Genomic DNA, 18,745 nt, shown 5'->3' with positions numbered 1-18,745 from the left:
AGACATAACAATGGGAAGGCAAGGAGAAACATAAAATGTCTAGAAAAAAACTGATGGCGGCCGTTTCGTCGGCCGTGCTGCTCTGGGCCGTGCCGGCGCTCGCCGACGGTGAACTGCACATCTACAACTGGGGTGACTACACCAATCCGAAGCTGATCGAGAAGTTCGAGAAGCAGTACAACATCAAGGTGACGCTGGACGACTACGATTCCAACGAAACGATGCTGTCCAAGGTGCGCGCCGGCAATTCCGGCTACGACATCGTGGTGCCGTCCGACTACACCGTGAAGATCATGATCGATGAAGGCCTGCTCGAAAAGACCGAGCCCAATGCGATGCCGAACGGCAAGAACATCGATCCGCGCTTCCTCAACATCTACTGGGATTCGGGTCGCCACTACACCGTGCCGTGGCAGTTCGGCACCACGGCATTCGCCGTCAACACCGACAAGTACAAGGGCGACATCGACACGCTGGCCATCCTGTTCAACCCGCCGGACGAGCTGAAGGGCCAGATCAACGTGCTCGACGACGTCAACACCGTCATGCATGCGGCCGAGCGTTATGCCGGCGTGCCGCGCTGCGGCGCCGACAAGGCCAATTTGAAGAAGGTCAACGACATCCTGATGGCCGCCAAGCCGTCATGGAAGACGTTCAGCTACGACACCATCACCAAGATCACCTCCGGCGACGTGATCGTCACCGAACAGTGGAACGGCGCGACCTACCGTTCGCGGCAGAAAATCCCGGCGATCAAATATTCCTATCCGAAGGAAGGCATCGAAGGCTGGATGGACAATGTCGCGGTGCTGAAGGGCGCCAAGAACCTGGACAATGCCAAGCTGTTCCAGGACTTCCTGATGCTTCCGGAAAACGCGGCGATGATTTCTGACTTCGCCGGCTACGACAATGGCATTGCCGGCAGCCACAAATTCCTGACTCCAGACTTCGCCAACTCACCGGAACTCAATCCGCCGGCCGGCGCGCCGACCCCGGAATTCGTGCCGCCATGCCCGCCGGATGTGGTGGAGATCTACAACAAGATCTGGACCAACCTGCGCAAGTAAGTTTGCGGGAACATATGAAAGGAGGGGAGGCTCCGGCCTCCCCTTCTTATTGCCTGTTTCTGTGCATGCCGTTGCCCAAACCGCCACGCACTTTGGGCGACATGCATTCGGGAGGAAGTCTTGACGTCCTATCGCAATTCCGAGCACCGCCCGCCGATCATGCAGGGCTCGCCGCCCAAGCTTGTGCCGCCGAAGCTCGATTGGGACCGGCCGCCTTGGAACCGCTGGGCCTTCCAGCATATCCGCGAGTTCCTGCCGACGGTCGAGGTCTGGCGCGGCAACGGCCATCGTCATCGCCTCGAGCGCGCAGAGGTCGATCTTGACGATCTGTCGGTCGTGGACAGCAACGGTGCGGCGACGACGCTTGCCGGCCTGCTCGACGAGACCTACGCCGATGGCTTTCTGGTGCTCAAGGACGGTAAGGTCGCCTATGAGCGCTACTTCAACGGCATGGACGAGCGCTCGCTGCATCTGTCGCAGTCGATGGCGAAATCGGTCACCGGATCGGTTTGCGGCATTCTTGTCGGTCGCGGGCTGATCGATCCGGCCAGGCTGGTGACGGATTATCTTCCCGAACTTGGCGAAACCGGGTGGGCCGGCGCCACCGTGCAGCACGTGCTCGACATGACGACGGGCGTGCGCTTCTCGGAAGAATATACCGATCGCTATTCCGAAATCGGCCAGGTCGATGTCGCCACCGGCTGGAAGCCGATCCCGCCGGGCAGCGATCCTGATTTTCCATGGCCGTCACATCTGTTCGAACTGATCCTGCGGCTGAAGGACAAGGTGCGGCCGCATGGCGCTGAATTCGAGTACCGCTCGATCGAGACCGATGTGCTCGCCTTCATCATGGAACGGGTGAGTGGCAAGCGGCTGGCGCAGCTCGTCTCCGAAGAGCTCTGGCAAAAGCTTGGCGCCGACGAAAGCGCCTGCTTTACCGTCGACAGCGCCGGCTATGCGCTGGCCGATGGCGGCTTCAACGCGACGCTGCGCGACTATGCTCGGTTCGGCCAATTGATCCTCGACAATGGCGGCGGCGTTATCCCCGCCGACTGGATCGAGGCGACGCGCACCGGCAAGCACACGCCGGATTTCAATCCCAGCCTGCCGGACGGCAGTTACCGCAACCAGTTCTGGATCGAGGATCAGCGCTCGCGCTCGCTGATGTGCCGCGGCGTCTTCGGCCAGATGATCCATATCAGCTGGGAACAGCGGATGGTCGTTGTGAAGCTTTCGACCTATCCGGATTTCCTCAACTCGGCCTATTCGGTGGCGACGCTGAAGGCCGTGCATGCCATCGCCGCGGCGTTGGCCTGAAACCCATCGGAATAGATCGGGAGAGAGATCGTGACCGGCAAGACCGCGTTCGAAACCCAATATGGCTTTGCCCGCAAGGACGTGCGGCTCGAAACCTGGCGGCAGGCGCCGTTCAACCGATGGTCGTTCCAGAATGTCGGTGAGCTGGTGCCAAGCGCGCATGTCGCGGCCGCGCCCGGCGGCGAGGAGCCGGCGAAATCGCTTGGCGTCCTGCTCGGCGAAAAGGTCGCTTTCGCCGGCGGCACGGAGACCGTGGAGGGCTTCCTCAAACGCTCCGACACCGACGCTCTGACCGTGATGAAAGCCGGCACTTTCATTGGCGACTGGTTGGCGCCGCATATGCCGTTCGGCGCCCGTCACATCATCTTCTCGATCAGCAAGTCGGTCACGGCAATTCTTGCCGGCATTCTGGAAGGCGGGGGGGTGTTCGACCCTAACGCGCCGGTGACGCAGTACATTCCGGAAGCCAAGGGTTCGGCCTATGGCGATGCCAGCGTGCGCCATGTGCTCGACATGACCGTCAGCCTCGATTTCGAGGAGGCCTATCTCGACCCCGAAAGCGCCTTTGCTCGCTATCGTCGCTCGACGCTGTGGAACCCGGGCGGCGGGTCGGAAAGCCTGACGACGTTCCTGATGACCATCCAGCGGCTTGCCGAGCCGCATGGCCAGACCTACCGCTATCGCTCGCCCAATTCGGACATGCTGGGCATCCTGGTGGAGCGAGCCTCCGGCAAGCGCGTCTCCGAGTTGCTGAGCGAGAGGCTATGGCTGCCGCTGGGCGCCGCGAGCGAAATGTCGGTGACCGTCGACATGGAAGGCACGGCGCGCACCGCCGGCGGCATGTCGATGACACCGCGTGACCTTGCCCGCATCGGCGAGATGATGCGGCAGGGCGGCATAGCCGGTGGCCGCCGCATTCTGCCGGAGTCCTGGGTGCGCGACACGATCGCCACAGGCGGCAGCCATGAGGCCTGGCAGCGCGGCACCATGGTGTTCCTGTTTCCCAAGGGACGCTATCGCAACAAATGGTACCAGACCGGGCACGACAGCGGCGCCTTCTGCGGCATCGGCATCCATGGCCAGTGGCTCTACGTCAATCCGAAGACGGAAGTGGTGATCGCCAAGATGTCGTCGCAGCCCGAGCCGGTCGACGACAAGCTGGACGAGGATATCGTGGTGTTCCTCGAGGCGCTAAGCGCGATGGTTTAAGGTGTGTCGACATTCAGTTGAGGCCGGCCTGCGAACGCCGGCTTTCTCCGCTTCCGGTGCTCACGTACCCAAAGGTACGCTCCGCTCCGGTTCTCGAAAGCCACCGTTTTCGACTCGGCCTGACCTGAATCTCAACACACCTTAGAGTCGCGCTGAACGCACATTATCGCGCTTTCCTGTGGACCTTCGCTGTCGAATGAAAATACCGTTGTTGGCGGGGCGGGCGCCACGGCCTATGGTCGCCGCTCTTTTCGACAGGGATCGGCATGGCATCGGACATCAAGCGCATCGCAGCAATCATCGCGGCCGAGATCGGCTCGCGGCCGGAACAGGCAGCGGCGGCGATCGGGCTGCTTGACGAGGGCGCGACGGTGCCGTTCGTGGCGCGTTACCGCAAGGAAGTCACCGGCGGGCTCGACGACACGCAATTGCGCGACCTGGCCGAGCGGCTTGCCTATCTGCGCGAGCTCGACGCGCGCCGCGACACGATCCTCGGTTCGATTCGCGAGCAGGGCAAGCTGACCGAGGAGCTCGAGGCCAAGATCTTGGCTGCGGCGACCAAGGCGGAACTGGAAGATATCTATCTGCCCTACAAGCCGAAGCGCCGAACCAAGGCCGAAATTGCCCGCGAGCGTGGACTCGGTCCGCTGGCCGAGGCGATCCTGGCCGACCGTTCGAAAGTGCCGGCGGAACTTGCGCTGGCCTATGTCACCGGGGAGGTGGCCGATGCCAAGGCGGCGCTCGAAGGCGCCCGCGACATACTGTCGGAGCAGTTCGCGGAAAATGCCGATCTGGTCGGCAAGCTGCGCGCCTATATGAAAGAGCGCGCTTTCCTGCGTGCCAAAGTCGTCGATGGCAAGCAGGAGGCTGGTGCGAAGTTCTCCGACTATTTCGACCATGTCGAGCGCTGGTCCGGCGTGCCCAGCCATCGCGCGTTGGCGATGCTGCGCGGCCGCAACGAAGAGGTGCTGTCGCTCGACATCGAGGTCGATGCCGACGATCAATCGCCGGTGAAGCCGGTCGAGCGCATGATCGCCAATGCGTACGCCATCGGCGGCACGCAGCCGGGCGATCGCTGGCTGATGGAAGTCGCCGGCTGGACCTGGCGCATCAAGCTTTCGCTGCATCTGACGCTCGATCTGATGCGCGACCTGCGCGAGCGGGCCGAGGAAGAAGCGATCCATGTCTTTGCTCGCAATTTGAAGGATCTGCTGCTTGCCGCGCCTGCCGGGTCGCGGCCGACGATGGGGCTCGATCCCGGTATCCGCACCGGCGTGAAGGTGGCTGTGGTCGATGGCACCGGCAAGGTGCTGACGACGACCACGGTCTATCCGTTTCCACCCAGGAACGATGTGCGTGGCACGCAAGCCGAACTCGCCGCGCTTATCCGCCAGCACAAGGTCGAACTGATCTCGATCGGCAACGGCACCGGCAGCCGCGAGACCGAGAAGTTGGCCGCCGACATGCTGTCCGATATGCCTGCAGGTTCAGGCCCGAAGCCGCTCAAGGTGATCGTCAGCGAAGCCGGAGCCTCGGTTTATTCCGCCTCGGCAACGGCAGCGGCGGAATTCCCCGGCCTCGACGTGTCGCTGCGCGGTGCGGTGTCGATCGCCAGGCGCCTGCAGGATCCGCTGGCCGAGCTCGTCAAGATCGAGCCGAAATCGATCGGCGTCGGCCAGTATCAGCACGATGTCGACCAGTACCGGCTTGGCCGCTCGCTGGAAGCGGTGGTCGAGGATGCGGTGAACGCCGTCGGCGTCGACCTCAACACGGCGTCGGCGCCGCTGCTGGCGCGCGTCTCAGGCCTTGGCACGTCGCTTGCCGAGGCGATCGTGGCGCATCGCGACGCGACCGGACCGTTTTCCAGCCGCAAGGAGCTGCTCAAGGTCTCCCGCCTTGGACCGCGCGCGTTCGAACAATCCGCCGGCTTCCTGCGCATTGCCAATGGCAGCGAGCCGCTCGATGCCTCGTCGGTGCATCCGGAAGCCTATGGCGTGGCCAAGAAGATCGTTGCCGCCTGCGGCCGTGATGTGCGGGCGCTGATGGGCGATAGCGCGGCACTCAAGGCGCTCGATCCGCGCGTCTTCGTCGACGAGCGCTTCGGCCTGCCGACAGTGCGCGACATCATCGCCGAGCTGGAAAAGCCCGGACGCGATCCGCGCCCCGGCTTCAAGACAGCGACCTTTGCCGATGGCGTCGACGAAATCAAGGATCTGAAGCCCGGTATGCTGCTTGAAGGCACAGTCACCAATGTCGCTGCCTTCGGCGCCTTCGTCGACATCGGCGTGCATCAGGACGGGCTGGTGCATGTCTCGCAGCTCGCCGACCGTTTTATCAAGGACGCGCATGAGGTAGTGAAGGCCGGCGACGTGGTGAAAGTGCGCGTTGTCGAGGTCGACATCAAGCGCAAGCGCATCGGGCTGTCGATGCGCAAGGATGGCGGCGAGGGCGGCGCGTCGAAGACTGGGCCGCGGGATCACGGCGGCGGCAAGCCCGCGCCGCGCTCGCCGGCGCCACAGCGCCAGCCGGAAAAACCTTCGCAAGGTGCTTTCGGCGCGGCGCTCGCCGAGGCGATGAAGCGGAAGTAGCTGCGAATGGTTCCTTGCAATCGGTAGAGCGTTATCTACCATCCGTGCGTGGAGAGACGCGCGATATGGCAAGCTTCGAGCAAGTGGGTGTCCACGAGTTGGGGCGTCTTTGGGACGAGGGCATGGCGAGCGGCAGTTCGGTCGATGGAAACCAGGCTTTCGCCCGGATCAAAAGCAAGCTCGATGCGAAAGTTGCCGAAACGCAAGTCGCAATGACCCGACGCTCACAGCCGGAAGCCGAGGCGATGAAGCGCAAGTAGCTACCAGGCGAGAAAGGCTGGCTCCTTCTCGACCTTGTCGAGCAGCCAGTCGCGAAAGCTTGCGACCGGCGGGTGGCCGCGTTTGTCATGCGGCACGACGAGATAGTAGGAGCTGCGGCTTTGCATGGGTTGACCCGGCGCTGGCACCAACTGGCCGCGCTGCAATTCTCCTGCGATCAGGATTTCCGGCAAGAGCGCGACGCCGAGCCCCGCCATGCAGGCCTGAGCGACCGTGCCGAACTGCTCGAACTGCATGCCGGGCCCGGTCGGCGCGCTCAGGCCTTGCGCTTCGAACCATTCGCTCCAGGCGCCGGGACGCGTCGCCATGTGCAGCAGCGGCAGGCGACTGATATCGGCGGCCGTGGCGATGGCGCGGCTAGCGAGGAATTCGGGTGAAACCACCGGCATCACGGTCTCATGCATCAGGAGCGTGCAGTCGGCATCCGGCCAATCGGGCATGCCGTGATGGATCGCGGCGTCGAGCCGCTCGCGGGCGAAGTCGAAGCGGCCGATGCGCGTGGCGAAGTTGATGGTGATGTCGGGATTGCGGGCGACGAAATCGGGGATCATCGGCATCAGCCAGCGTGTGCCGAAGGTCGGCAGAATGGCAAGGTTCAACACACCACTATGCCGATTGCTCATCAATCCAAGGGCGGCGTCGCGCAATTGGCCGAGCGCTGAGCGGACCGCCTCTGCGTAGATCTCGCCCGCCGTGGACAGCCGCACATTGCGGCTGTCGCGCTCGAACAACCGCTGGCCGAACAGGTCTTCCAAAAGACTGATCTGCCGGCTGACAGCGCCCTGGGTCAGATCGAGTTCACGGGCCGCGGCAGTGAAGGAGCCGAGGCGCGCCACGGCCTCGAAAGCGGCAAGCGCGGCGGTGTTGGGCAGAAGGCGGCGTTGGACATTCATGATCCATTACTAAACCTCATTGATCAATGATGCAATTTCGTTTGATTTTTTCGAGGCAGAGGCGGATAAGCCCGGCATCCAAGATTTTGTTTGCGCATGTCGTTGTCCAAAAACCCCTGAACACTTTTGGGCGACATGCATTTGGGAGAGACCGAGAGCCATGGCCGCCGACAAGAACGCGTTCGTCTGGGAAGATCCCTTCCTGATTGAGGACCAGCTTTCCGAGGACGAGCGCATGGTGCGCGACGGCGCCGCGGCTTTTGCCGCCGACAAGCTCGCCCCGCGCATCGAGGAAGCCTATCTCGATGAGAAGACGGATCCTGGCATTTTTCGCGAGATGGGCGAGGCGGGCCTGCTCGGCATCACCATCCCCGAGGAATATGGCGGGCTCGGCGCCAATTACGTCACTTACGGGCTGGTGGCGCGCGAGGTCGAACGCATCGATTCCGGCTACCGCTCGATGATGTCAGTGCAGTCGTCGCTGGTGATGTATCCGATCCATGCCTATGGCTCGGAAGGACAGCGTAAGAAATATTTGCCAAAGCTGGCGTCGGGCGAATGGATCGGCTGCTTCGGCCTGACCGAGCCGGATGCCGGCTCCGATCCGGGCGGCATAAAGACGCGCGCCGAGAAAACGGCGAGCGGCTACAGGATCTCCGGGTCCAAGATGTGGATCTCCAATGCGCCGATCGCCGACGTGTTCGTCGTCTGGGCGAAGCTGAAGGGCGACAACGGCAAGGACGAGATCCGCGGCTTCGTGCTGGAAAAGGGCATGAAGGGGCTGTCGGCGCCGAAGATCGGCGGCAAGCTGTCGCTGCGGGCGTCGATCACCGGTGAGGTGGTGATGGAAGGCGTGGAAGTGGGCGAAGATGCGCTGCTGCCCAACGCCAGGGGCCTCGGAGGTCCGTTCGGCTGCCTCAACCGGGCGCGTTACGGCATCTCCTGGGGTGCGATGGGCGCCGCCGAGGACTGCTGGCGCCGCGCGCGGCAATATGGTCTCGACCGAAAACAGTTCGGCAAGCCGCTCGCGGGCACGCAGCTGTTCCAGAAGAAGCTCGCAGACATGCAGACCGAGATTGCGCTTGGACTGCAGGGTTCGCTGCGCGTCGGCCGGCTGATGGACGAAGGCAAGATGGCGCCGGAGATGATCTCGATCGTCAAGCGCAACAATTGCGGCAAGGCGCTCGACATCGCTCGCCAGGCCCGCGACATGCATGGCGGCAACGGCATCCAGATCGGCTACCACGTCATGCGCCATGCGCAGAACCTGGAGACGGTCAACACCTATGAAGGCACGCATGACGTGCATGCGCTGATCCTGGGACGGGCGCAGACGGGCATTCAGGCATTCTTCTAGGATGACAGCTTAGCCGGTGACGCTGCTTAAATTGGGTGCAGCGCAACATCTGTGCTTGGAGAATGCCCAGGACTTGTGTCAGGGTTCGGCTGAAGAAACGCCGATCTCCGGGGCCCCATGGCAATTCTGGCAGCCGTCTACCATCTGACCCATTACAAATACGACCGTCCGGTCGTTCTTGGCCCCCAGGTGATCAGGCTGCAACCGGCGCCGCATTCGCGCACCAAGGTGCTCAGCCATTCGCTGAAGGTCGAGCCGGCTAACCACTTCGTCAATCTGCAGCAGGACCCCTACGGCAATTTCCTCGCCCGCTTCGTCTTCCCGGAGCCGGTGACGGAACTGAAGATCGAGGTCGATCTCGTCGCCGACATGACGGTCTATAATCCGTTCGATTTCTTCGTCGAACCGTCGGCTGAGATCTTTCCGTTCGAGTATCCGGAAGAGATCAGGGACGATCTCGCCATTTACCGCACACCGGAACCGGCCGGACCGCTGCTGTCGGCTTTCCTCGCAACGATCGATCGCAACCCCACCAACACCGTCAATTTCGTCGTCGACCTCAATGCGCGGTTGCAGCGCGAGATCGCCTATATCGTGCGCATGGAGACCGGCGTGTTCTCGCCGGAAGAGACGCTGGCGGCGAAGAAAGGCTCGTGCCGGGATTCGAGCTGGCTGCTGGTGCAGATCCTACGTAACCTGGGCATCGCGGCGCGTTTCGTCTCCGGCTATCTGATCCAGTTGAAGCCCGATCTGGTGGCGCTCGATGGCCCGGCCGGAACCGCCGTCGACTTCACCGATCTGCATGCCTGGTGCGAGGTCTATCTTCCGGGCGCCGGCTGGATCGGCTTCGATCCGACCTCGGGTCTGCTCACCGGCGAAAGCCATGTGCCGCTGGCCGCAACGCCGCATTTCCGCAACGCCGCTCCCATCTCCGGCATGGCGAGCTTCGCCAATGTCGAGTTCGGTTTCGACATGCGGGTCGATCGCATCGCCGAGCATCCGCGCATCACCAAGCCGTTCTCCGATGAAAGCTGGCAGGCGCTCGATGCGCTCGGCAACAAGGTCGACGCTGCGCTGCAAGCCGGCGACGTCAGGCTGACCATGGGCGGTGAGCCGACCTTTGTCTCCATCGACGATTTCGAATCCGCCGAGTGGAACACCGCCGCCGTCGGCCCGACCAAGCGCGAAAAGGCCGACGCGCTGATCCGCAAACTGCGCGAACGCTTCGCGCCGGGCGGCTTCCTCCACTATGGCCAGGGCAAGTGGTATCCGGGCGAGAGCCTGCCGCGCTGGACCTTTTCGCTCTACTGGCGCACCGACGGCGAGCCGGTGTGGAGCGATCCGTCGCTGATCGCGCACGAAAAGAGCGACGCCAAGGTTGGTCCGCAGCAGGCCGAAAGCCTGCTGACGGCGATTGCCGGCGAGCTCGGCATCGACAAGGCGATGGTCAGCGAAGCCTTTGAGGACCCTGCCGAATGGCTGCTCAAGGAAGGCAAGCTGCCGGACAATGTCGATCCTTCCAACTCCAAGCTGGAAGATCCGGAAGAGCGCAGCCGCATGGCGCGTGTGTTCGAGCGCGGGCTGACCAAGCCGTCGGGCTATGTGCTGCCGGTGCAGCGCTGGAACAGCCAGGCGTCGGAGCCGCGCTGGCGCTCGGAGAAATGGAAGACGCGGCGCGGCCGGCTGTTCCTGGTGCCGGGCGATTCCCCGGTCGGCTATCGCCTGCCGCTCGGAACGCTGCCCTATGTGCCGCCGGCGCAATTTCCCTACATCGTACCGGTCGATCCATCGCTGCCGCGCGGTGCGCTGCCGGCGCGTGAGGCGATCTTGGCTGCCGCTGCTCCAGCAGAACTGGAAGGCGCCGACGAGATGGCGCGGCGCCAGCAGGCGGCCTCGTTCACCGCGACGACCGGTCAGCAGGACCGGGTCGAGCAGGAGTTGACCGAGATCGGCGGCGCGGTGCGTACCGCACTTTCCGTCGAGCCGCGCGACGGGCGGCTCTGCGTGTTCATGCCGCCGGTCGAGGCGCTGGAAGACTATCTCGAACTGATCGCAGCCGCCGAGAACGCGGCAAAGGCGATCGGCTTGCCGGTGCACATCGAAGGCTACGGCCCTCCGCACGATCCGCGCCTCAACGTCATCCGCGTCGCGCCCGACCCCGGCGTCATCGAGGTCAACATCCATCCCGCCTCGACTTGGCAGGACTGCGTGGCGACGACCACGGCGATCTACGAGGAGGCGCGGCAAACGCGGCTCGGCGCCGACAAGTTCATGATCGACGGCCGCCACACCGGCACCGGCGGTGGCAACCATGTCGTCGTTGGTGGCGCGACGCCCAATGACAGTCCGTTCCTGCGCCGGCCCGATCTGTTGAAGAGCCTGGTGCTGCAATGGCAGCGGCGTCCGTCGCTGTCCTATCTGTTCTCCGGCCTGTTCATCGGCCCGACCAGCCAGGCGCCGCGCTTCGACGAGGCGCGGCACGATTCGCTCTATGAGCTCGAGATCGCGATGGCGCAGGTGCCGCATCCGGACCAGGGCAATGCACCCTTGCCATGGCTGGTCGACCGGCTGTTCCGCAATCTTTTGACCGATGTCACCGGCAACACGCACCGCTCGGAAATCTGCATCGACAAATTGTTCTCGCCTGACGGGCCGACCGGTCGGCTGGGACTGGTCGAATTCCGTGGCTTCGAGATGCCGCCCAATGCGCGCATGTCACTGGCGCAGCAGTTGCTGGTCCGCGCGATCATCGCCCGCGCCTGGAAGAACCCGCTAGACGGTCGCTTCGTGCGCTGGGGCACCTCGCTGCACGACCGCTTCATGCTGCCGCATTATGTCTGGGCGGATTTCCTCGACGTACTCGACGACCTCAAGCTCAATGGTTTCGAATTCCGTCCCGAATGGTTCGACGCGCAACTCGAGTTCCGCTTTCCCTTCTGCGGCGAGGTCCAGCATGCCGGCATCAAGCTGGAACTGCGGCAAGCGTTGGAGCCGTGGCACGTGATGGGCGAGCAAGGGGCCATCGGCGGCACGGTGCGCTTCGTCGATTCTTCGGTCGAACGGCTGCAGGTCAAGACCGAAGGCCTCAATCCGGAACGTCACGCCATCGTCTGCAATGGTCGCGTCGTGCCCATGAAACTGACCGACAACCGGGAGATCGCGGTGGCCGGCGTGCGCTTCAAGGCCTGGCAGCCGGCGTCGGGCCTGCATCCGGCGCTGCCGGTCAACACGCCGCTGGTCTTCGATATCTACGATCGCTGGTCGAGCCGCGCGGTGGGCGGCTGCGTCTACCATGTCGCGCATCCCGGCGGGCGCAGCTACGATACCTTCCCGGTCAACGGCAATGAGGCCGAGGCGCGGCGGCTCGCCCGCTTCGAACCGCGTGGCCATACGGCCGGCAGCTACGTGCTGCGCAACGAAGAACCCTCTGAAGACTTCCCGATGACCCTTGACCTCAGGCGGCCTCCCAGACTCTGATCAGCAATGGCAAAGGGGAATCAGAAAAAGCTACGCGGCAAGCCGCTGAGGCACAGCCTGCTGGAGCACTACCAGCCGATTGACGGCGTCGTCGACGAAATGGTCGATGCCTCGGGCAATCCGCGTCCGGCCTGGGCGCCCTTCATCGAGGCGCTGGAAGAACTAGGCCCTGAAAAGCTCGGCCAGCGCTTCGCCCGCGCCGACCAGTATTTGCGCGATGCCGGCGTCTATTACCGCGTCTACGACAAGGCTGGCGCCAATGAGCGCGAATGGCCGCTGGCGCATATCCCGCTGCTGATCGAGGACAAGGAATGGGCCGAGATCAGCGCCGGCCTCGTGCAGCGCGCCGATCTGTTCGAAGCAACCATCGCCGACATTTACGGGCAAAACCGGCTGATCGAGAAAGGCATCCTGCCGGCCGGCCTGATCGCGGCAAGTCCCGAATATCTGCGCCCTGTCGTCGGCACCGTGCCGGCCGGCGGCCATTTCCTGCATATGCTGGCCTTCGAGCTCGGTCGCGGCCCTGACGGAAGCTGGTGGGTCCTGGGCGACCGCACCCAGGCGCCGTCCGGCGCCGGCTTTGCGCTGGAAAACCGCGTCGCCACCACGCGCGCGCTGTCCGATATCTATGGCGAGATGCATGTGCATCGCCTGGCCGGCTTCTTCCGCCGCTTTCGCGACGCGCTGATCGGCATGGCCAGGGAAAATGACGGCCGCGTCGCCATTCTAACGCCCGGACCGCTCAACGAAACCTACTACGAGCACGCCTATATCGCTCGCTATCTCGGCATCATGCTGCTCGAGGGCGAGGATCTGACCGTTTCCGGCGGCAAGCTGATGGTGCGCACGGTGTCCGGGCTGATGCCGATCAGCGTGCTGTGGCGCCGGCTCGACGCCGCCTTCGCCGACCCGCTGGAACTGCGGCCGGACTCGCAAATCGGCACGCCTGGTCTGGTCGAGGCAATCCGCCGGGGTACCGTTTCGACGGTCAATGCGCTGGGTTCGGGCCTGATGGAAACGCGGGCGCTGCTCGCCTTCCTGCCGAAGATTTCGCGCGAATTGCGCGGCGAGGAGCTTCTGTTGCCGAGCGTCGCGACCTGGTGGTGCGGGCAGGACAGCGAGCGCCAGCATGTGCTCGCCAATCTCGACCGCATGGTTGTCGGCCCGGCGCTGTCGACGCGGCTTGCCTTCGAGGACGACGACCAGACCAGGCTCGGTTCGGCGCTGACGCCGGAGCAACGGACCGCGCTGGTCGCGCGCATCGAAAGCGATGGCGGCGGTTTCGTCGGCCAGGAAGCAGTGACGCTGTCGACGACGCCGGTCTATGTCGGCGGCTGGCTGGAGCCGCGGCCGGCAAGCCTGCGCGTCTATCTGGCGCGCACGCCCGATGGCTGGACGGTGATGCCGGGCGGCTTCGCCCGGGTCGGCCTGTCGCTCGACCCGACGGCGATTGCCATGCAGCGCGGCGGCCAGGCCGCCGACGTCTGGGTGGTCAGCGACAAACCCGTCGAACGCGAGACGCTGCTGCCGCAGGAGCATGACAGCTTCGCCCGCACCATGCCCGGCAGCCTGCCAAGCCGCGCGGCGGAAAACCTGACCTGGCTCGGCCGCTATATCGAGCGCTCCGAAGACACTGTGCGCATCCTGCGCGCCTATCATGTGCGGCTGGCCGAGACGTCCGATCCGGACATGCCGCTGCTCGCCGACATCAGGGACTATCTCGAGCCATTCGGCATCGACCTGGAATCGGCCATTCCGCCTGGATTGATCGGCACGCTCGACAGCGCTGTCTACAGCGCCGGGCAGATCCGCGATCGCTTTTCGCCCGACGGCTGGCTGGCGCTGAAGGACCTGTCGAAGACGGTGCACAAGTTCGCGGACACGGTTGCGCCTGGAGACGATGCAACGCGGGCGATGACGGTGCTGCTGCGCAAGCTCGCCGGCTTTTCCGGCCTGCTTCACGAGAATATGTACCGTTTCACCGGCTGGCGTTTCCTTGAAATCGGCCGGCGGATCGAGCGCGGCATCCAGATCGCGCGCACGCTTGCCCGTCTCACTCGCTCGGGCGCGCCGGACGGCTCGCTCGACATGATGCTGGAGATCGGCGACAGCGTCATGACCCATCGCCGGCAATATCCGGTGCGAGCCGGGCGGCGCACGGTGATCGACCTTTTGGCGCTCGACCCGCTCAATCCGCGCTCGATCCTGTTCCAGCTTGAGCGGCTGAAGGCGGAAATCGGGCTGCTACCGTCCGTCGGCCCGGAGGGGCAGATGTCGGTGGCAGCCAAGGAAATTCTGCAGCTCAACACGGCGACCGCCGTCATGGAGCCTTCGGAGATGTCGGCGGAAGTGCTGGACGATCTCGCCACCGAGATCGGCAACCTCTACAGCAGCCTCGCCAAAGCCTATTTCGGATAAAGCAGGTTCCGCAAAAGTGTCGTGTGGTTTTGCGACAAGAACCTGTGTCAAGATAAGAAATTAAGCATGCTGTACGATATCAGGCTTCATCTCAGCTACGATTATGATGCCGCAGCCGGTGGCAGCCGGCATCAGGTTCGGGTGCTGCCGCCGACGATTGCGGGCGTGCAACGCGTGGTCGCCGCGTCGCTGTCGTTTGTACCGAACCCGTCGGAGCGTACGGACTTTTCCGATTTCTTCGGCAACAACGTCACCGCGATCGCCTTTCGCGACGTCCATGACGGGCTCGATATCAGAATGAGCGCGCGCGTGTCGGTGTCGCGTCCTGAGCCTGGGCTCGACGTCTCGCCGGATCTGCAGCGGTTGAGGGAAGAACTCGGCGCGGTGCGGTCGCTGGCGCCGGATGCGCCGCACCACTTTCTCGCCGCCAGCGATCATGTCGGCATCGATGCCGCGATCACCGCCTATGCGCGGCGGAGCCTTGCCGGTTCGACCGCCGCCACGGTCATGGACCTGTGCGACCGCATCCATCGCGATTTCACCTATGACGGCAAGGCGACCACCGTTCGCACCAGGGCCAGCGACGCCTTCGCCCTGAAGCGCGGTGTGTGCCAGGATTTCTCGCACATCATGATCGCCGGCCTGCGCGGACTGGGTATCCCGGCGGGCTATGTCAGCGGGTTCCTGCGCACGATCCCACCCAAAGGCAAACCGAGGCTGGAAGGCGCGGACGCCATGCATGCCTGGGTCAAGGCCTGGTGCGGGCGCGACGCCGGCTGGCAGGAATTCGACCCGACCAACGGCATGCGGGCGAGCAACGACCACATCACCGTCGGCTATGGCCGCGACTATTCCGATGTGGCGCCGATCGTCGGCGTGCTGAAGACGACGGGCGGCCAGGTCGGCGACCAGGCCGTGGACGTCATTCCGGTCGCGGCCTGACGCACCCAGGATACCCTCCTCCAAAAATACGGAACCTGCAGCGGTTACGCGGCTTATCTACGCGCTATTTGCGTGGAGCGATCATGTTGCAACGGCTGCAATCCTCGGCGAGCGAAGAAGAGAAACATACGAACGGCGCGCAAAGTTCGGCCGAGCGTGCCTCGCTCAGCTATGTCAGCGATGCCGACCCGGGCATCCGGCGCCTGAGGAAAGGCAAAGGTTTTGCCTACGCCGATGCCAATGGCAGGCCGGTCGGCGCCGTGGCCCTCGATCGCATCAAGGCGATCGTCATCCCGCCGGCCTGGACGGATGTGTGGATCTCGCCTGATCCGAACGGCCATATTCAGGCGACCGGCCGGGACCAGCGCGGGCGCAAGCAGTATCGCTATCATCCGCTTTGGGGCGAGGAGCGCGACGGCGCCAAATATTCGAGCCTGGTGGCCTTTGCACAAAGCCTGCCGGAATTGCGCCGCCGCATCGATGCCGATCTGCGCCGCCACGGCCTGCCGTTCGAACGCGTCGTCGCGGCGGTCGTCTGGCTGCTCGACAACACGATGATCCGTGTCGGCAACGCCGCCTATGCGCGCGACAACAAGAGTTTTGGGCTCACCACGCTGCGTGATCGCCATGTCGACATCAAAGGGTCGAGCCTGCGGTTTGCCTTCAAGGGCAAATCCGGCAAGGAATGGAAGCTGAAGTTGGTCGACCGGCGCATCGCCCGGGTCGTGCGCGGCGCCCAGGACATTCCAGGGCAGCATCTGTTCCAGTATTTCGACGAGGATGGCGAGAGGCGCAAGCTGCGCTCCGACGACGTCAACCGCTATATACGCGAGGCTATCGGGGCCGATTTCAGTTCCAAGCATTTCCGCACCTGGGGCGGCACCATCCATGCGGCGTCGCTGTTTGCCGGCGCCGAGCTGCCCGAAAGCAAGACCCACCAAAAGCGGCTGATCAACAGCGTCGTCGACAAGGTGGCCGAACGCCTGAACAACACGCGCGCGGTCTGCCGTAAATGCTACATTCATCCGCTCGTTTTCGACGCGTGGTCCGAGGGGCGCCTGCTGACCGAGATGGCCGACGCAAACAAGCGGAAACGGCTGATCGCCGGGCTCGATGAGGAAGAAACGCTGGTGCTCCGGTGGCTCCAGTCGCACGGGGCCTGACCGGCTCGGCAAGTCTCTGACAGCCCGACGATTTTTTTTATCGACCTTGTGTCGGTTCGCGCCCTACTGTCGCGTCCTTTGATACGGAAAGGACGAAAAAATGCTCTACGCCATCCTCTGCTACGCCTCCGAAGACGTCGTCAGTTCCTGGAGCAAGGAACAGGACGACGAGGTGATGGCCAAGATACTCAACGTCCAAGAGAAATATGCCAAGGCCGGTCGACTTGGGCCAGTGGCCCGGCTGCTGCCGACGACCGCGGCCACGACGCTGCGCAAGGTCAAGGGCGAGTCGATCGTGCTCGACGGCCCGTTCGCCGAGACCAAGGAACAGTTCCTCGGCTTTTATACGCTCGAATGCCGCGATCTCGACGAAGCCGTCGAATTCGCCCGCGAGCTCTCCGAGGTCAATCCGAGCGGCGGATCGTATGAGATCCGGCCGGTTTCGGTCTTCAATCCGACAAAGGTTGCTGTATGACCGAGCTTGCCTGGATAAGCACCGCGATCGGCAACGCCCGCCCGCAGGCGATGGGCGCGCTGCTGCGCTACTTCCGCAACCTCGACGCGGCGGAAGAGGCTTTCCAGGACGCATGCCTGAGGGCGCTCAAGAATTGGCCGAAGAACGGGCCGCCGCGCGATCCGGCGGCCTGGCTGATCTTTGTCGGCCGCAACAGCGGCATCGATGCTGTGCGCAAGACCGCCAAGCAGGCGCCGATGCCGGAAGAAGACCAGATCTCCGATCTGGAGGATGCCGAGGGCGACATGGTCGAGCGCCTGGATGGAGCGCATTACCGCGACGACATCCTGCGGCTTTTGTTCATCTGCTGCCATCCGGATCTGCCGGCAACGCAGCAGATCGCGGTGGCGCTGCGTATCGTCTCCGGCCTTACCGTCAAGCAGATCGCGCGCGCCTTTCTGGTCGGTGAGAGCGCCATGGAGCAGCGCATCACGCGCGCCAAGGCGCGCATTGCCGACGCCGGCGTGCCGTTCGAGACGCCGGACGCGGTCGAGCGCTCCGAACGGCTCGCGGCGGTTGCCGCCATGGTCTATCTGATCTTCAACGAAGGCTATTCGACCAACAGCGGCGAGGCGCCGGCCCGCGCGCCGCTCTGCGAGGAGGCAATCCGCCTTGCCCGCCTGCTGCTCAGGCTGTTCCAGGCCGAGCCCGAGATCATGGGCTTGACCGCGTTGCTTTTGCTGCAGCATGCGCGGGCGCCGGCGCGCTTCGACGCGAATGGCGAGATCATCCTGCTCGACGACCAGGACCGGTCGCTGTGGAGCCGCAAGATGATCGACGAGGGCCTGGCGCTGGTCGACAAGGCGCTGCGCCATCGCAAGCCCGGTCCTTACCAGGTGCAAGCGGCGATCGCGGCGCTGCATGCGCGGGCGCCGACGCCCGAGGACACAGACTGGATCGAGATCGACCTGCTCTACGGCCTGCTCGAGCAGATGCAGCCGTCGCCGGTGGTGACGCTGAACCGCGCTGTCGCCGTGAGCAAGGTGCGCGGTCCGGAAGCGGCGCTTGCCATGATCGAGCCGCTGGAAGACCGGCTTTCGGGCTATTTCCACTTCTTCGGCCTGCGCGGTGGACTGTTGATGCAACTTGGCCGTAACGAGGAGGCGCGCGTCGCCTTCGACCGCGCCATCGCCTTGGCCAACACCGCGGCGGAAGCGGCGCATATCCGCATGCATATCGACCGGTTGATCAAGGAAAGCGCCGAGAAGTCGTCGATCCAGAAGGCGCATTGATAGTCAGGTGAGGCCGGTCTGCAATGCCGGTTTCCTGCGCTTCCGGTGCTCACGTACGAAAAGTACGCTCCGCTCCGGTTCTCGGAACCCGCCCAGTTTGGTCGCTTCGCGCCCGTCTTCGACTCCGACTCGGCCTGACCTGAAATCTCAACACGCCTTCCTCCAATCGCCTGCCTGGCCTAATTTCGCGCTCCGGCCTTGGACCATGCCGGGGTGGCGGTTTTTCCCTGAAACGAGTAATGCCACGCCATGAAAGCGCCCAAGCGTGCCCCTCGGCACGGACAGGACA

At 64.0% G+C, this 18,745-nt stretch carries 13 protein-coding genes; 12 read left to right on the top strand and 1 reads right to left on the bottom strand.

What is annotated here, in order from left to right; translation table 11 throughout:
- Window positions 1-35: 35 nt before the first annotated feature.
- From AB6802_RS06570 to AB6802_RS06550, 5 genes are all read left to right on the top strand, one after another.
- Window positions 36-1,067, top strand: coding sequence for an extracellular solute-binding protein (locus AB6802_RS06570; RefSeq protein ID WP_371009200.1), 1,032 nt, complete (start codon window positions 36-38; stop codon window positions 1,065-1,067).
- A gap of 120 nt (window positions 1,068-1,187) precedes the next feature.
- Window positions 1,188-2,384 (top strand): serine hydrolase domain-containing protein, encoded by a 1,197-nt coding sequence (locus tag AB6802_RS06565; RefSeq protein ID WP_371009199.1) that lies wholly within the window; start codon window positions 1,188-1,190, stop codon window positions 2,382-2,384.
- A 30-nt stretch (window positions 2,385-2,414) separates the two neighbouring features.
- Complete coding sequence (locus AB6802_RS06560; protein WP_371009198.1) at window positions 2,415-3,593, top strand: serine hydrolase domain-containing protein; 1,179 nt, start codon at window positions 2,415-2,417, stop codon at window positions 3,591-3,593.
- Between the two features lie 266 nt (window positions 3,594-3,859).
- Window positions 3,860-6,181, top strand: a complete 2,322-nt coding sequence (locus tag AB6802_RS06555) for a Tex family protein (RefSeq protein ID WP_371009197.1) — start codon at window positions 3,860-3,862, stop codon at window positions 6,179-6,181.
- A gap of 65 nt (window positions 6,182-6,246) precedes the next feature.
- A complete protein-coding gene (locus AB6802_RS06550) occupies window positions 6,247-6,441 on the top strand; it encodes a hypothetical protein (protein ID WP_371009196.1) in 195 nt (64 codons plus the stop codon).
- Here the strand turns inward: AB6802_RS06550 and AB6802_RS06545 are convergent, their stop codons facing one another.
- Window positions 6,442-7,353, bottom strand: a complete 912-nt coding sequence (locus AB6802_RS06545; protein ID WP_371009195.1) for a LysR family transcriptional regulator — start codon at window positions 7,351-7,353, stop codon at window positions 6,442-6,444.
- A 160-nt stretch (window positions 7,354-7,513) separates the two neighbouring features.
- Between AB6802_RS06545 and AB6802_RS06540 the strand changes: the two genes are divergently transcribed.
- The 7 genes from AB6802_RS06540 to AB6802_RS06510 all read left to right on the top strand — a co-directional run bounded on the left by AB6802_RS06540 (window position 7,514) and on the right by AB6802_RS06510 (window position 18,456).
- Window positions 7,514-8,710: an acyl-CoA dehydrogenase gene (locus AB6802_RS06540; protein ID WP_371009194.1), complete on the top strand. Its 1,197-nt coding sequence runs from the start codon at window positions 7,514-7,516 to the stop codon at window positions 8,708-8,710.
- A gap of 117 nt (window positions 8,711-8,827) precedes the next feature.
- A complete protein-coding gene (locus AB6802_RS06535) occupies window positions 8,828-12,187 on the top strand; it encodes a DUF2126 domain-containing protein (protein ID WP_371009193.1) in 3,360 nt (1,119 codons plus the stop codon).
- A 6-nt stretch (window positions 12,188-12,193) separates the two neighbouring features.
- A complete protein-coding gene (locus tag AB6802_RS06530; protein ID WP_371009192.1) occupies window positions 12,194-14,605 on the top strand; it encodes a circularly permuted type 2 ATP-grasp protein in 2,412 nt (803 codons plus the stop codon).
- A 66-nt stretch (window positions 14,606-14,671) separates the two neighbouring features.
- Window positions 14,672-15,547, top strand: a complete 876-nt coding sequence (locus AB6802_RS06525) for a transglutaminase domain-containing protein (RefSeq protein WP_371009191.1) — start codon at window positions 14,672-14,674, stop codon at window positions 15,545-15,547.
- Window positions 15,548-15,630: 83 nt separating this feature from the next.
- Window positions 15,631-16,710, top strand: a complete 1,080-nt coding sequence (locus tag AB6802_RS06520; RefSeq protein ID WP_371009190.1) for a DNA topoisomerase IB — start codon at window positions 15,631-15,633, stop codon at window positions 16,708-16,710.
- 100 nt (window positions 16,711-16,810) lie between these two features.
- Window positions 16,811-17,185, top strand: coding sequence for a YciI family protein (locus AB6802_RS06515; protein ID WP_371009189.1), 375 nt, complete (start codon window positions 16,811-16,813; stop codon window positions 17,183-17,185).
- Complete coding sequence (locus tag AB6802_RS06510) at window positions 17,182-18,456, top strand: RNA polymerase sigma factor (RefSeq protein WP_371009188.1); 1,275 nt, start codon at window positions 17,182-17,184, stop codon at window positions 18,454-18,456. The genes AB6802_RS06515 and AB6802_RS06510 overlap by 4 nt, the downstream gene beginning before the upstream one ends.
- The last annotated feature ends 289 nt before the right edge of the window (window positions 18,457-18,745 follow it).

The sequence above is a fragment of the Mesorhizobium sp. RCC_202 genome, from assembly GCF_041355295.1.
Classification (GTDB): Bacteria; Pseudomonadota; Alphaproteobacteria; order Rhizobiales; family Rhizobiaceae; genus Mesorhizobium.
Note: the sequence above shows the minus strand (reverse complement) of the source record. Positions and strands in the feature narration are given on the sequence as shown.

What these genes read in the sequence shown, in the direction of transcription:
- AB6802_RS06570 (WP_371009200.1), top strand. Translation starts at nt 36, where the DNA reads ATGTCTAGAAAAAAACTGATGGCGGCCGTTTCGTCGGCCGTGCTGCTC.
- AB6802_RS06555 (WP_371009197.1), top strand. Translation starts at nt 3,860, where the DNA reads ATGGCATCGGACATCAAGCGCATCGCAGCAATCATCGCGGCCGAGATC.
- AB6802_RS06550 (WP_371009196.1), top strand. Translation starts at nt 6,247, where the DNA reads ATGGCAAGCTTCGAGCAAGTGGGTGTCCACGAGTTGGGGCGTCTTTGG.
- AB6802_RS06545 (WP_371009195.1), bottom strand. Translation starts at nt 7,353, where the DNA reads ATGAATGTCCAACGCCGCCTTCTGCCCAACACCGCCGCGCTTGCCGCT.
- AB6802_RS06540 (WP_371009194.1), top strand. Translation starts at nt 7,514, where the DNA reads ATGGCCGCCGACAAGAACGCGTTCGTCTGGGAAGATCCCTTCCTGATT.
- AB6802_RS06535 (WP_371009193.1), top strand. Translation starts at nt 8,828, where the DNA reads ATGGCAATTCTGGCAGCCGTCTACCATCTGACCCATTACAAATACGAC.
- AB6802_RS06530 (WP_371009192.1), top strand. Translation starts at nt 12,194, where the DNA reads ATGGCAAAGGGGAATCAGAAAAAGCTACGCGGCAAGCCGCTGAGGCAC.
- AB6802_RS06525 (WP_371009191.1), top strand. Translation starts at nt 14,672, where the DNA reads ATGCTGTACGATATCAGGCTTCATCTCAGCTACGATTATGATGCCGCA.
- AB6802_RS06520 (WP_371009190.1), top strand. Translation starts at nt 15,631, where the DNA reads ATGTTGCAACGGCTGCAATCCTCGGCGAGCGAAGAAGAGAAACATACG.
- AB6802_RS06515 (WP_371009189.1), top strand. Translation starts at nt 16,811, where the DNA reads ATGCTCTACGCCATCCTCTGCTACGCCTCCGAAGACGTCGTCAGTTCC.
- AB6802_RS06510 (WP_371009188.1), top strand. Translation starts at nt 17,182, where the DNA reads ATGACCGAGCTTGCCTGGATAAGCACCGCGATCGGCAACGCCCGCCCG.